We start from the raw sequence: 13,170 nt of genomic DNA, 5'->3' as shown, positions 1-13,170 counted from the left end.
ACGACCACATCGAAGTGAGGTAGCTGTGCCAGACACTGACGTCTTTGACCTGATGGATGCATGGGGTCCTGAGCGCGTCGTCTGCGTCTCCGACCGGCGGACGGGGATGCGTGGAGTTCTCGTGCTGGACAACACGGCCCGTGGCATGGGCAAGGGCGGCACCCGGATGAGCGCGAACCTCACGGTGCGCGAGGTCGCCCGGCTGGCCCGGACGATGACGTGGAAGTGGGCCGCGGTCGACCTCTTTCACGGCGGTGCCAAGGCGGGCATCCTCGGAGACCCGAACGCGCCGAACAAGGAGGAGATCCTGCGGGCGTTCGCCCGGGCGCTCGCCGACCAGGTTCCGGAGCACTACGTGTTCGGTCTGGATATGGGGATGGCGGAGTCCGACGCGGCCATCTTCGTCGACGAACTGCGCAGCCGGGGTGTCTCGACCGGCCTTCCCCGCTGTCTCGGGGGGACGCCGTACGACCAGCTCGGCGTCACCGGCTTCGGCGTCGCCGAGGTCGTCGACGCCGCCACCGCCCACCTCGGTGGCGAACTGAAGGGCAGCCGCGTCGTGATCCAGGGCTTCGGCGCCGTCGGAGCCCACGCGGCTCGCCGGCTCGCGGAGCTCGGTGCCACCATCGTGGGTGTGTCGAACACCGAAGGCACGCTGAGCGACCCCGAGGGCCTGGACGTCGAGAGTCTCCTCGTCCTCCGCGCACAGGCCGGCGACAGCGGCATACGGGAGTACGGGCTCGAGGTCCGGCCGGTGGACGATGCGCTGCTGCTCGACTGCGACATCCTCGTGCCGGCGGCGCGCCAGGACGTCATCGACCCCGACATCGCCGGGCGGCTCAGCGCCCGCCTCGTCGTGGAGGGCGCCAACCTGCCGACGAGCACCGAGGCCCGGAAGGTGTTGCACGCCCGAGGCGTGGCGGTCGTCCCCGACTTCATCGCGAACGCCGGTGGCATCATCGCGGCCGCATATTCGATGGACGCGCGCAACTCCGCCTTCACGGTGGACGAAACGCGGATCTTCGAGATGGTCTCGGAGAAGCTGCGGCCCAACGCCGTCGCGGTCCTCGAGGACAGCGTCCGCCGCCAGCGCACCACGTACGATTCAGCCCTCGCGATGGCCCAGGAGCGGGTGCGCGAAGCGATGCGGATGCGCGGGCAGCTCGGACAGGACGTAGCGGCAGCGAGGAGACTGACCGCATGAGTGGTCCCATCGACGACTACTTCATCCAGGAGGTGCGCAGCTGGGCAGGCGACGCGACGCCCCCTGGTTCCGTCGTTGGGCCCGGTGCCGCACAGGCCGACCGGGCGAGCGTGTCGGATGCGCTCATGGTCGACCTCTTCGAGGCGCAGCTGCTCTCGCGCCACCTCGACTTCGCCGCCCGCTACCTGCAGGCGCAGGGGGAGGGGTTCTACACCATCGGCTCGAGCGGGCACGAGTCCAACGCCGCGATCGCCCTGGCCCTGCGGCCGAGCGACCCGGCGCTGCTTCATTACCGGTCCGGGGGGTTCTACTGCGCCCGCGCCGGACAGGTGCCGGGCACGGACGCCGTGGGGGACATCCTCCGCAGCCTCACGTGCTCCACCGACGACCCCATCTCCGGCGGCCGGCACAAGGTCTTCGGTCACCCCGACCTCATGGTCATCCCGCAGACCTCGACGATTGCCTCGCACCTCCCGCGCGCGCTCGGGATGGCCTTCTCGCTCGAGCGGCGCGCACCTTTGCGCGTGGAGACCCTGGTCCCGGACGACGCCGTCGTCGTGACGAGCCTCGGGGACGCCTCGGTCAACCACTCGACGGCGATCGGTGCCCTCAATGCCGCCGGGCAGCTCGCCCACCGTGGCGTCCCGCTGCCGCTGCTCGTCCTGTGCGAGGACAACGGCATCGGCATCAGCGTCCGCACCCCCAACGGGTGGACCAGGCGCACCCTGGAGTCACTACCCGGATTCCACTACCTGGATGCCAAGGGAACCGAGCCCGAGCAGTGCCTCGCCGTCGCGGCAGAAGCGGTCGAGTGGGTCCGCAGCGCGCGCAAGCCGGTGGTCCTGCACCTGTCGACCGTCCGGCTCATGGGACACGCCGGGTCGGACGTCGAGCTGGCCTACCGGAGCCGGCGCGAGATCGAGAGCGACTACGCCTCCGACCCCCTCGTGGCGACGGCACGGGCGCTCCACGCACGGAGGCTGCGCACCTCGGCGGACCTCGTCGATCGCTACGAGGAGGTCCGCAACGACGTCGCGGAACGCGCCAAGCGGCTCATGCCGATCCGGCGCCTCGACACGGCCGAGGCCGTCATGCGGCCGCTCACCGAGGCCCGGCCCGACCTGGTCCGCGCAGAGTCGGTCGCGGCCGCACCCGACCGCGCCGTCGCATTCAACGGGAAGCTGCCGGAGGAGGCCGGGCCGCTCACCCTGGCCCAGTCGATCAACGCGGCGCTCACCGACCTCATGGCCCTACACCGCGACGTCATCCTCTTCGGTGAGGACGTCGCGGCCAAGGGCGGCGTCTACGGGGTGACCCGTGGGTTGCGGAAGCGCTTCGGGGCGCAGCGGGTCTTCGACACCTTGCTCGACGAGCAGTCCATCCTCGGCACTGCCCTGGGTTCGGCGCTCGCCGGGTTCCTGCCTGTTCCCGAGATTCAGTACCTCGCCTACCTGCACAACGCAGAGGACCAGCTCCGTGGCGAGGCGGCGACGCTCCGATTCTTCTCCAACGGCCAGTTCGGCAACGGCATGCTCGTGCGGATCCAGGGGCTGGCCTACCAGAGAGGATTCGGCGGGCACTACCACAACGACAACTCCCTCGCCGTCCTTCGGGACATCCCCGGCCTCGTCCTCGCCGCGCCGTCCAGCGCCACGGAGGCGCCGCGGCTCGTGCGGGCCATGGCGGCCCTCGCGCGGAAGGAGAGCCGCGTCTGTGTGCTCGTCGAGCCCATCGCCCTCTACCACACCCGTGATCTCGAGCCGGGCGACGGAGCGTGGACAGCGCAGTACGCGCCCCCCGCGCAGTGGGGGACGGACCGCGCCGAGCCGGGGACAGGGACGACCCACGGGGACGGACGCGACGTGCTCGTCGTGACGTTCGGCAACGGCGTGCCCATGAGCCTTCGCGCGGTGGCCGCCGCCGAGGCCCGGGCCGCCCGGGACGGGCGAACCGCTCCGCGGGCCACCGTCTACGACCTGCGCTGGCTCGCCCCCCTGCCGGTCGAGGACCTGATCGAGCGGGCGCACGGCTTCGGCCGGGTCCTCGTCGTCGACGAGACCCGCCGCAGCGGAGGCGTCTCGGAAGGGGTCGTCACGGCACTCGTGGACGGCGGCTACCGTGGCGCGATCTCGCGCGTGACGAGCAAGGACAGCATCATTCCCCTCGGTCCGGCGGCGAACACCGTACTGCTGTCCGAGGACGAGATCATCGACGCCCTGCTAGGAGGAACCCCGTGAGCACGCGACTACCCAGCCACGCCGACGTCGTCGTCATCGGCGGTGGAGTGATCGGCCTCAGTACCGCCTACAACCTGGCCAGAAGCGGTGTGGGCAAGGTCCTCCTGCTGGACCAGGGGTCCTTCGGTGCCGGGTCGACGTGCAAGGCGGCCGGCGGAGTGCGGGCCTCGTTCAGCGACGAGGCCAACATCGTCATGGGTAACTACGGCCTTGACGTCTTCGAGCGGTTCCACGAACTGTTCGACCAGGAGATCGATCTCGTCCAGAACGGCTACCTCTTCCTGCTCGACGACCCGGCGGATGTCGCCGATTTCGAGCGGAGCGTCGCCCTGCAGCGCTCCCTCGGTGTGGACGCCCGGATGATCGAACCGTCCGAGGCGAAGCGCCTGGCCCCGATCATCAGCACGGACGGGGTCCTCGCGGCGGCCTACGCGCCCCGGGACGGGCACTGCACGCCCGAGTCCGTGGTGCTCGGTTACGCACGCGCTGCTCGACGGGCCGGCGCAACCCTGGTCCCGAACTGCCGCGTGACCGGTGGCGTGGTCGTCGACGGGACGGTGCGCGCGGTGGACACCGAGGCGGGCCGGGTCGAGACCGGGGCGGTGGTCTGCTGCGCCGGAGCATGGTCCCGTGCGATCGGGGAGTGGTTCGGGGTCGATCTGCCGGTGGACCCGGTCCGACGCCAGATCATCGTGACCGAGCCGATCCCAGAGCTCGACCGCACCATGCCGATGACGATCGACTTCTCGACGACCTTCTACTTCCACGAGGAGGGTCCGGGCATGCTCGTCGGCATGTCCGACCGGAACGAGACGGCCGGCTTCAAGCTCAGCCGGGGCGACGAGTGGCTGCCCGGCTTGGCCGAGGCCATCGAGCGTCGCGCCCCCTCCCTCAGCGACATCGGCATCGCGAGCGGCTGGGCGGGGCTCTATGAGGTCACGCCCGATCACAACGGCCTGATCGGCGAGGCGCCCCAGGTGAGCCGCTTCCTCTACGCGACGGGGTTCTCCGGGCATGGTTTCCTGCTCGGCCCGGCCATCGGCGAGGTGATGTGCTCGCTCGTGCGCGGCGAGACGCCGTTCGTCGATGTGTCGGCTTTCGACACCCGGCGCTTCGAGCACGCCCTGCTCCACCACGAGAAGAACATCGTCTGACCCCCGCCCGGGCGGTCCTCACCGTCCTCGCCCGCGGCGCACGTCGCGCCCATCCAGTTCCGACCATCACCACGAAGGAGCCCTCATGACGAGCACCACCCCCACGCAGGAGCGAGCCGGGACGAACCAGGCAGCACCGCCGGCGCCGGAGGAGCTCCGTCGGACCGCCGCTGAGGCGGCACGCCGGTGTGGCGTGGACCTCGACGGCCAGGCCGGAGACCGCACAGGCAGATCCCCGGTCAACGGCGCGCCGGTCTCGTCGATGCGATGGGCGGAACCGGGCGAGGTCGACGAGGCCGTCGCCCGGGCGCACGCGGCCTTCAAGGACTGGCGTTTCGTGCCGGCGCCTGTGCGCGGGGCCGTCGTCAAGCGGTTGGGCGAGCTGCTGACCGAGCACAAGGAGGACCTCGCCACCCTCGTCAGCGTCGAGGTCGGCAAGATCACCTCGGAGGCCCGCGGCGAGGTGCAGGAGATGATCGACATCTGCGACTACGCGGTTGGCCTCTCCCGGCAGCTGTTCGGACGCACCATGACCTCCGAGCGCCCCGGGCACCGGCTCATGGAGACCTGGCACCCGCTCGGTGTCGTCGGCGTCATCTCGGCCTTCAACTTCCCGGTCGCGGTCTGGTCATGGAACACCGCCGTCGCGCTGGTCTGCGGTGACAGCGTGGTCTGGAAGCCGTCCGAGACTGCACCGCTCTGCGCGCTGGCCGCCAACGCACTGCTCCAGCGAGCCCTCACCGAGTCGGGCCACTCGGTCGACGTGTCGCAGGTCGTCATCGGCGGGGCGGAGGTCGGCCAGGCTCTGGTCGACAACCGTCGCGTGGCGCTGCTCAGCGCGACCGGCTCGACCGGGATGGGCCGGGCTGTCGGGCCCCGGGTGGCCGAGCGGTTCGGGCGCAGCCTGCTGGAGCTGGGCGGCAACAACGCGGCGATCGTCGCCCCCAGCGCAGACCTCGACCTGACCACCAGGGGCATCGTCTTCTCCGCCGCCGGCACGGCCGGCCAGCGGTGCACGACGATGCGCCGCGTCATCGCCCACGAGTCGGTGATCGACAGCGTCGTCGAGCGGGTTGCGGCCGCCTATGAGAAGCTGCCGATCGGTGACCCGATGTCGGACGGCACCCTAGTCGGTCCCCTTGTCAACGAGCGAGCGTATGAGGCGTTCGTCGCCGCGATCGACAAGGCAAGGGCCGCGGGCGGCGAGGTCGTCGTGGGTGGCGAGCGGGTCATGGCCGACGCCGCACCGGGCGCGTTCTACGTGAAGCCCACCGTCATCCGGATGCGGGAGCAGAGCGAGGTTGTCCACCAGGAGACCTTCGCGCCGATCCTCTACGTCCTGCCCTACAGCACGTTCGCCGATGCCATCGAACTGAACAACGAGGTCCCGCAAGGCCTTTCGTCAAGCGTCTTCACGAGCGACCAGGCCGAGGCTGAGCTGTTCATGTCCGCGGCAGGCTCGGACTGCGGCATCGTCAACGTCAACATCGGCACCTCGGGCGCGGAGATCGGTGGCGCCTTCGGGGGCGAGAAGGAGACCGGCGGCGGGCGGGAGTCGGGCTCCGACGCCTGGCGTGCCTACATGCGCCGGGCGACCAACACCATCAACTACTCCGGTGAGCTGCCCCTCGCGCAGGGCGTCACCTTCGACGTCTGAGAGGCCGAGCATGAGGATCCTGCACGTCGGCGCGTCGGGCACCGTCGGCGACGCCGTGGGGCGGGCGCTGCGGGCTCGCGGACACGACGTCGTCGCGGCGCACCGCAAGTCCGCGACCCACCCGGTCGACATCACCGACCCCGAGTCGATCCGAGAGCTGCTGGCTGGGCTGGGCGCCCTCGACGCCATCGTCTCCACCGCCGGAGGGACCCCGTTCGGCCCTTGGGACGAGCTTGGTCGAGACGACTTCCGGGCCGGCCTGGACAACAAGCTGCTCGGGCAGGTCGAACTCGTCCGGCAGGGCACGGAGGTACTCCGCAGCGGCGGGTCGTTCACGCTCATCACCGGCATCACCGCGCGAGAACCCGTGCGCGAGGGCAGCATCGCAGCAGCCGTCAACGGGGCCCTCGAGTCGTGGGTCCGGGCCAGTGCCGGCGAGCTGTGGGGCCGGTTTCGCATCAACGCGGTCAGCCCCAGCGTCCTGACCGAGTCGAGGGCGGACTATGCCTCGATCTTCCCCGGGTTTCCCTTCGTCGATGGCGAACGTGTTGGGGACGCGTACGTCCGCTCGGTGGAATCGATGGAAACCGGCGCCATCTACGTTCTGTGAGCGCCATTCGAGGTTCAGCCACCAGGCCCTGCACCGGCTGACGGCCCCCGAACGGCAACCTGACCCGTGGCCTTCGCCGGCCGACCGATCACTCCCCCCATCACGCCTGCCTTCTGGAATGGAGAAGCTCATGTCACGGTCCAGCGCTCCTGTCTCGCCGCTTCGGCTCTTCGGCACCGACGCCCTGATCGGAGAGGAGGACCGCGCGCTCCGTGACGCGGTCCGCCAGTTCGTCGAGGAGAAGATCCGGCCCGAGGTGGGCGACTGGTACGAGCAGGGGTCGCTGCCGGCTCGGGACATGGCCAAGGAGCTGGGAGCGCTCGGTGTGCTCGGCATGCACCTAGAGGGCTACGGATGTGCCGGGACGAGCGCGACGGCCTATGGGCTGGCGTGCATGGAACTTGAAGCGGGCGACTCGGGGCTGCGATCGCTGGTGTCGGTGCAAGGCTCGCTGGCGATGTTCGCGATCTGGAAGCACGGGTCGGAGGAGCAGAAGCAGGAGTGGCTGCCCCGGATGGCCGCCGGTGACGCCATCGGCTGCTTCGGGCTGACCGAGCCGGACTTCGGGTCCAACCCGGCCGGAATGCGCACCCGCGCCCGTCGGGACGGGGACGACTGGGTACTGACCGGCAACAAGATGTGGATCACGAACGGGTCGGTGGCCGACGTGGCGGTCGTCTGGGCGCAGACCGACGAGCGCATCCGCGGATTCGTGGTGCCGACGGACACGCCGGGGTTCTCCGCTCCCGAGATCAAGCGCAAGCTGTCGCTACGTGCGTCGGTGACCAGCGAGCTCGTGCTGGACGACGTGCGGCTGCCGAGTTCGGCCGTCCTGCCCGAGGCGGCCGGCCTCTCGGGGCCGCTGTCGTGCCTGAACGAGGCCCGCTTCGGCATCGTCTTCGGCGCCCTCGGCGCGGCCCGGGACTGCCTGGAGACGACCATCGCCTACGCGCGAGAGCGGGACATCTTTGACCGGCCCCTGGCGTCCTACCAGCTGACCCAGGCCAAGTTGGCCGACATGACCCTCGAGCTGGGCAAGGGCATGCTGCTGGCGCTGCACCTCGGGCGTCTCAAGGACGCGGAGCAGCTTGCGCCGGGGCAGGTCAGCCTCGGCAAGTTGAACAACGTGCGCGAGGCGATCGCGATCGCCCGCGAATGCCGAACCATCCTTGGTGCGGCCGGGATTACCACCGAGTTCCCGGTGATGCGCCACGCCAACAACCTCGAGTCCGTCCTGACCTACGAGGGCACATCGGAGGTGCACCAGCTCGTCATCGGTAAGGCTGTCACTGGCGAGGCCGCCTTCCGCTGAGGCGCCCTACCCAAACACCGCGCCGGGACTCACGGTAGGCCCGACGCATCCGGACTGTTGCGTGGCCGCCCAGCCCTACCCGTGCCTGCCGATCGAGCGAGGGAGGCCGGTCGCAGGCCGCCCGGCTGATGGTCCCCAATTCTGCGAGCGCTCACCTGCTGCCGCGCGCCGCGGTCAGCATGCTCATCTTCGTCCTCGCGCAGACGCCAAGGAGCACGGGACCACCACAGGGAGCGGATGCGGCTGCGAGGTCTTGAGGTCCAGATGTCGTGCGATAACTCGTTCGATAACTCCAGCGATCCCTCGGCGTGTCGTGGTCGCTGACGGTCACTCGCAGCGAGCCAACGCAACCTGCAGAAGGATCCCTAGAACGGCGAACCCACAGGTCAGAGGCTTCTGACTTGCGGGTTCGGGTTGTGGCCAGGGGCCCAGGTAGATCGCCACGACGTAGAGCGCCGACAGCCGGTCGTCGGCCGTGGCCGACGCCAGGAGCTTGCCGACGTCCTCGTAGCTCAGCCCGCGCCCGCACCTCGTACCGCGGCGCCGGCACCTGCACCTGCTTGGCCACGCGCTCAGACGTCTTCCTCACGTCCACCGTTCTTGCCTTGACGTCCCTGCACGTCGGGCGGACCGTGAGTAGGTACATCCCCGCGCGGAAGGGATCGGCCATGAGCGATGAGCAGGTCCACGGCGGCTCCTGGCGTGGCTGCCATCGCGCGGGCCGGCGTCACTGGAGGTGAGGGCGGATGAGGGGTCTCAGCGAGTTCGTGCTGGCCCGCGCCACCGATGACGAGGAGCTGGCTCGGCAGTACGGCGATCCGGGCAGCCTGACCTCCGGGCTGGACTGGGCGATGGACGTCAACCGGCGCGTGCTGGAAGTCGACCCCTCCCGGTTGGTCGCCGAATGCGAGGCCAAGCGGCGGATCGTGGCCGAGTTCGTCGACGCGGTGTCGAACTACGAGGTGAACGTCGGACCCGAGGGGGAGGTCACCCGCCTGGCCTTCGTGCTCCGGGCCCTTGCCCTGCCGTATGCGGATCACCCGGACTACCAGTCGGAATGGCGCATCTGAGCCTGAGGCGCAGGTCACCGCTGCCATCCACGGGCCGGAGCGAGCACGGACCGCGGTCCCGCGTTGAACGTCACAGAGGGCCCCGAGAACGACGAAGCCGCAGGTCAGAGACTTCTGACCTGCGGTTTCGGGTGGTGGCCAGGGGCGGGGTCGAACCGCCGACCTTCCGATTTTCAGTCGGACGCTCGTACCAACTGAGCTACCTGGCCGGGACAACGACTGGAACTATAGCCGACCTGCGAGGCCATCCCGCAAACCGCCCACCGTGGCTGCGGCGGAGGCGCTTGTCGAGCATCCAGCCATGGGCGACGCCGTCCCGTGAGACGATGCCACCGCTCGGGGACACTGCTCGGGGACACCGCTCGGAGGCACCGCTCCGGCCGCCCGATCCCGGCCCCCGCTCCAGCGAGCATCGACGCACCACGCCGACCCACGACCCGAGGGACAGGCCATGACCGACTACGGACCCGCCCTGAGCGGCGACTGGGAGCTCGACCCGGCGCACACGCGCATCGGGTTCTCGGCTCGTCACGCCATGGTCACCACCGTGCGTGGCTCGTTCAACGACGTGGTGGGGCGCTTCCACGGCGATCTCGAGGACATGACCCGCTCCCACGCCGAGGTGACGCTCCAGGTCGCCAGCATCGACACCCGCAACCAGCAGCGCGACGACCACCTGCGCAGTCCCGACTTCTTCGACGTCGAGAGGTTCCCCGAGATCCGCTTCGTGAGCACCAACATCGAGGAGGTCGAGGACAACGCCTTCATGGTCACCGGCAACCTGACGATCCGGGACATCACGAGGCCGGTCACCCTCCCGATCGAGCTCATCGGCGTCCAGACCGACCCCACCGGCGCGCTCCGCGCCGGGTTCGAGGGGTCTCGTCGGATCAACCGGCGGGACTTCGGTCTGCAGTGGAACGTCCCGCTCGACGCCGGTGGCGTCCTGGTCTCGGAGCGAATCTCACTCGAGTTCGAGATCTCGGCGGTCAAGCGCGACGAGGGGAAGGACGAGGGGAAGGACGAGGGGGAGCAGGGCTGACGCTCAGGCCGAGGGGCCCTTCGTCCGCACCTCGGCCACGTGGGCCATCGCGTCGCGCAGCTCGCCGAGCCAGTCGCTCTCGTGCTGCCCCACGAGCTTGACGCACCAGGCCAGCGCCTCGGCGCGCGACCGGGCGACGCCGGCGTCGACGAGCGTGTCGAGGACGAGCCGCTCGGGCTGGCGCAGCCGCGTCATGGTCGGTGCCGCGACGTGGGTCCACAGCTCGGTGCGGTCGCCGACGCGCCCGGCCCAGGAGACCTTGCGGTCGAACCGGTGCTGGGCCTCGCGGGCGATCTCCATGCGGCGTCCGCGGGTGTCCTCCCGGAAGGCCCGTATCCGGCCCGCCCTCGCCTCCGCACGCTCGGCGTCGCTCGAGCCGTCCGGCAGGTCGACGTCGGGAATCGTCAGGACCACGGTGATCTCCTCGCGGTCGACCGTGATCTCCGGTGGCGTGCTGCGCCACTCCTCGGGCAGGCGGCCGACGAACCAGCCGTGGACCCGCTCCTGTGCTTCATTCGTAATCATGTAATGAGGATTACTCCGTTGCACGTCGTGGTCAACGGGTTACGCCTCCGGCGAAGCGAGAGGACGTATGCCGTGTGGCCCGGACAGGACGCATACGTCCTTGGCTGGGGAGGGCAGAGCGGGCGGCGCGTGCCCCGAAGACGCCTAGAGTTGGGGATCGTGCAGTTCCTCAACGGCCTCCAGCCCCAGCTCGACCTCACCTACGACGACGTCTTCATGGTCCCGCGCCGCTCGTCCGTCACGAGCCGCCTCGACGTCGACCTCTCGAGCGTGGACGGCTCGGGCACGACGATCCCGATCGTCGTCGCCAACATGACGGCGATCGCCGGCCGCCGGATGGCCGAGACGGTGGCCCGCCGGGGCGGCATCGCCGTCATCCCGCAGGACATCCCCGTCGAGGTCGTCCGCGAGGTCGTCGCCTGGGTCAAGCAGCGCCACCTCGTGCACGACACCGCGATCACGCTCGAGCGGCACATGACCGCCGGTGAGGCGCTGGTGCTCATCGGCAAGCGCGCCCACGGGGCGGCGATCGTCGTGGACGGGCCCAAGCCGGTCGGCATCGTCACCGAGAGGGACCTGACCGGCGTCGACCGCTACACCCAGGTGCAGGACGTCATGCACGAGGACCTCCTCGTGCTGCCCGAGGCCCTCGACCCGCAGGAGGCCTTCGAGCGCCTGTCGGCAGCGCGTCGCAAGCTCGCGCCCGTCGTCTCCGAGCACGGGGAGCTCGTCGGCATGCTCACCCGCGGCGGCGCGATCCGCGCGGGCCTCTACCGGCCAGCCGTCGACGACGCGGGGCGGCTCCGGGTCGCGGCCGCCGTCGGCATCAACGGCGACGTGGCCGCCAAGGCCGCCGAGGTGCTCGACACCGGCGTGGACGTCCTCGTCATCGACACCGCGCACGGGCACCAGGACAAGATGCTCGAGGCGCTGCGGGCTGTTCGGACGCTCGACCCGCGTGTGCCCGTGGTGGCCGGGAACGTCGTCACGGCCGCCGGCACGCGCGACCTCATCGAGGCCGGCGCCGACATCGTCAAGGTCGGCGTGGGCCCCGGTGCCATGTGCACGACCCGCATGATGACCGCCGTGGGCCGCCCCCAGTTCTCCGCCGTGCTCGAATGTGCCACGGCGGCAAGGGAGCTCGGCAAGCACGTCTGGGCCGACGGCGGCGTCCGGCACCCGCGCGACGTCGCCCTGGCCCTGGCTGCCGGCGCCTCGAACGTCATGATCGGCTCGTGGTTCGCCGGCACGCTCGAGTCGCCCGGAGACCTCTACACCGACAACGACGGACGGCAGTACAAGGAGTCGTTCGGCATGGCCAGCAGTCGGGCCGTGCGCAACCGGACCGCCAGCGACACCGAGTACGACCGCGCCCGCAAGTCCCTCTTCGAGGAGGGCATCAGCACGGCGCGCATGTACATCGACCCCGCGCGCCCGTCGGTCGAGGACGTGCTCGACCAGATCGTCGCCGGCCTGCGCAGCAGCTGCACGTATGCCGGAGCGCGCTCTCTCGAGGAGTTCCACGAGCGGGCGGTCGTCGGGCTCCAGAGCACCGCCGGCTTCGCCGAGGGTCGCCCGCTGCACACATCCTGGTGAGGCTCAGCGGGTGCGGATCGGCGCGGGACCGTTGGATGGCGCGCCGCCGACGTATGCCGCCGTGAGCCGAGGGAAGCGGGCCGCCAGCAGGGCGCGGTCGACTGGAGTGCCCATCGGGTCCTCGTAGACGCTGCCGCCGTCCGCCGCGCCGCTCCCGGCCGAGGACGGGTCGCGCCCCGTCTTGGCCTGCCACGCCTCGATCGGCGCGAGCTCGAGCGTCTCCGAGGCGCCGATCTGCTCGTCGTCGGTAGGACCGCGACCGGCGAGCGAGTCGGGATCGGCGACGAACGCATCGAACACCTCACGCCCCTGGTAGAGCACCCAGGTGCGGAAGCTGACGAACACGTCCTGGCTCGTGTAGCCCATGATCGTCTCGGCAGCGGCACGGTGCAGGAATGTGTTTGCCCGGGCCATCTGCGCCGTGAACTGCTTCTCGTACGCGACGATCTGCTCGACGGGCATCGCCTGTAGCTCGCCGGTCAGAGCGTCCGCCGCGGCCGCGGGGTCGGGACCTGCGACGCGGTCGACCACGGCCCAGAACTCGTCCGGTGACATCGCGGCTTCTCCTCCGGAGTCCTGCCGCGGCGGCGCCACCGACCGCGCATGCGGTGTGCCGACCTGGCTCCCGGGCGCACCCGGTGTGCTGACCCCAACCCCCGTCGTGGTCGGCAGTGGGGAGTAGGCGAACCAGCCCGTGGCACTCGGGTCCACGGGCGTCGGTGAGCCGGCTGGCGACGACGGTGAGCCGCAACCGGCGAGCCCC

General features: G+C 70.3%; 11 protein-coding genes and 1 tRNA gene. 9 read left to right on the top strand and 3 right to left on the bottom strand.

The genetic code is table 11. The features are described from left to right. The first annotated feature begins 52 nt into the window (after positions 1-52). The 7 genes from LQK93_RS06015 (at position 53) to LQK93_RS05985 (ending at position 9,244) form a co-directional block, all read left to right on the top strand. Complete coding sequence (locus tag LQK93_RS06015) at positions 53-1,204, top strand: Glu/Leu/Phe/Val dehydrogenase (protein WP_374971457.1); 1,152 nt, start codon at positions 53-55, stop codon at positions 1,202-1,204. Then, positions 1,201-3,441 (top strand): thiamine pyrophosphate-dependent enzyme, encoded by a 2,241-nt coding sequence (locus tag LQK93_RS06010; RefSeq protein WP_374970639.1) that lies wholly within the window; start codon positions 1,201-1,203, stop codon positions 3,439-3,441. Before LQK93_RS06015 ends, LQK93_RS06010 begins: the two co-directional genes overlap by 4 nt. Continuing rightward, on the top strand, positions 3,438-4,595 hold the full coding sequence (locus LQK93_RS06005) for an NAD(P)/FAD-dependent oxidoreductase (protein WP_374970638.1): 1,158 nt from the start codon (positions 3,438-3,440) through the stop codon (positions 4,593-4,595). The genes LQK93_RS06010 and LQK93_RS06005 overlap by 4 nt, the downstream gene beginning before the upstream one ends. An 85-nt stretch (positions 4,596-4,680) precedes the next feature. Then, positions 4,681-6,252 (top strand): aldehyde dehydrogenase family protein, encoded by a 1,572-nt coding sequence (locus LQK93_RS06000; protein ID WP_374970637.1) that lies wholly within the window; start codon positions 4,681-4,683, stop codon positions 6,250-6,252. Positions 6,253-6,262: 10 nt separating this feature from the next. Next, positions 6,263-6,862 carry a short chain dehydrogenase gene (locus tag LQK93_RS05995; RefSeq protein WP_374970636.1) on the top strand — a complete coding sequence of 200 codons (600 nt, stop codon included), beginning with the start codon at positions 6,263-6,265 and terminating at the stop codon, positions 6,860-6,862. A gap of 130 nt (positions 6,863-6,992) precedes the next feature. Continuing rightward, positions 6,993-8,174 (top strand): acyl-CoA dehydrogenase family protein, encoded by a 1,182-nt coding sequence (locus tag LQK93_RS05990; protein WP_374970635.1) that lies wholly within the window; start codon positions 6,993-6,995, stop codon positions 8,172-8,174. Positions 8,175-8,920: 746 nt separating this feature from the next. Then, entirely contained in the window at positions 8,921-9,244 is a 324-nt protein-coding gene (locus LQK93_RS05985) for a DUF6221 family protein (protein WP_374970634.1), read from the top strand. A gap of 132 nt (positions 9,245-9,376) precedes the next feature. On the opposite strand, the gene LQK93_RS05980 is transcribed toward LQK93_RS05985, so the two are convergent. Then, positions 9,377-9,453: transfer RNA gene (locus tag LQK93_RS05980), tRNA-Phe, on the bottom strand. Between the two features lie 242 nt (positions 9,454-9,695). Between LQK93_RS05980 and LQK93_RS05975 the strand changes: the two genes are divergently transcribed. Next, positions 9,696-10,286, top strand: coding sequence for a YceI family protein (locus LQK93_RS05975; RefSeq protein WP_374970633.1), 591 nt, complete (start codon positions 9,696-9,698; stop codon positions 10,284-10,286). Between the two features lie 3 nt (positions 10,287-10,289). Here LQK93_RS05975 and LQK93_RS05970 read toward each other — a convergent pair whose 3' ends face one another. Beyond that, on the bottom strand, positions 10,290-10,811 hold the full coding sequence (locus LQK93_RS05970) for a hypothetical protein (protein ID WP_374970632.1): 522 nt from the start codon (positions 10,809-10,811) through the stop codon (positions 10,290-10,292). 159 nt (positions 10,812-10,970) lie between these two features. Here LQK93_RS05970 and LQK93_RS05965 point away from each other — a divergent pair, with 159 nt between their 5' ends. Beyond that, a complete protein-coding gene (locus tag LQK93_RS05965; RefSeq protein WP_374970631.1) occupies positions 10,971-12,407 on the top strand; it encodes a GuaB1 family IMP dehydrogenase-related protein in 1,437 nt (478 codons plus the stop codon). 3 nt (positions 12,408-12,410) lie between these two features. Here the strand turns inward: LQK93_RS05965 and LQK93_RS05960 are convergent, their stop codons facing one another. Further along, positions 12,411-12,962 carry a DUF4240 domain-containing protein gene (locus tag LQK93_RS05960; RefSeq protein WP_374970630.1) on the bottom strand — a complete coding sequence of 184 codons (552 nt, stop codon included), beginning with the start codon at positions 12,960-12,962 and terminating at the stop codon, positions 12,411-12,413. Positions 12,963-13,170: the final 208 nt, after the last annotated feature.

Source organism: Terrabacter sp. BE26 (assembly GCF_041941675.1).
In the GTDB taxonomy this organism is placed as follows: domain Bacteria; phylum Actinomycetota; class Actinomycetes; order Actinomycetales; family Dermatophilaceae; genus Terrabacter.
The sequence above is the reverse complement of the archived record's forward strand: the minus strand, read 5'-3'. Positions and strand labels throughout refer to the sequence as shown.